Annotated in this window: 1 protein-coding gene; it reads right to left on the reverse strand. The window is 62.6% G+C overall.

Translation table 11 applies throughout. The annotated features are described in order from the left end of the window. Positions 1–537: cobalt ABC transporter permease (locus ACR0E6_RS22725; RefSeq protein WP_480587657.1), on the reverse strand; the 537-nt coding region annotated here is incomplete at its 3' end. Positions 538–596 lie beyond the last annotated feature (59 nt).

Genomic DNA, 596 nt, shown 5'->3' on the forward strand with positions numbered 1-596 from the left:
CCCGAACAGGCCAAAGATGTATCCGATGCCGCCGAGAATGGTCTGGAGGTCGTTATGTTCGCGATAGGCGGCGATTTCCCGGCGCAGCGGGCGTATTTCGTCACGCACGGCTGCCGCGATGGCTTGACGTTCCTCATCGCTGAGGGAGGCCACTGTGACGCCCTCTGAGGCGGGAGTTGGTGTAGGCGACGCTGCAGGCGTGTTCTGAACGGCGACGCCCATGATCTTGGCGACGTCCTCGGCGGGCATCGTCACCTCGGCCACGTGACCGGCGCCAAGGTCGGCAAAGAAGGTATGGGCGACGGCAGTGGTGGGCGTGTAGATGAAGAACCCGTCTGCATCGGTCGTGGCTCGGCCCAGCTCGACCCCATTGGGATCGGTCACGACAACCTCGGTATCGGTCGCCATGGTGCCGTTGGAGAAGCCGATTTCCCCTTCGATCGCATCGCCGGATGCAAAGACCCCGGCAATCACCTTATGGGCCAGCGCGGGCAGAGGGGCCGTGCATAGGGCCAAGATGAAGGCAAGCTGTCTCATGTGGCGGGCCTTGTCAGAAACAACTCGGGTTTGACCTTTCGCGCCAGAAGGACGGCAAA

Source organism: Ruegeria sp. AP12 (assembly GCF_056540025.1).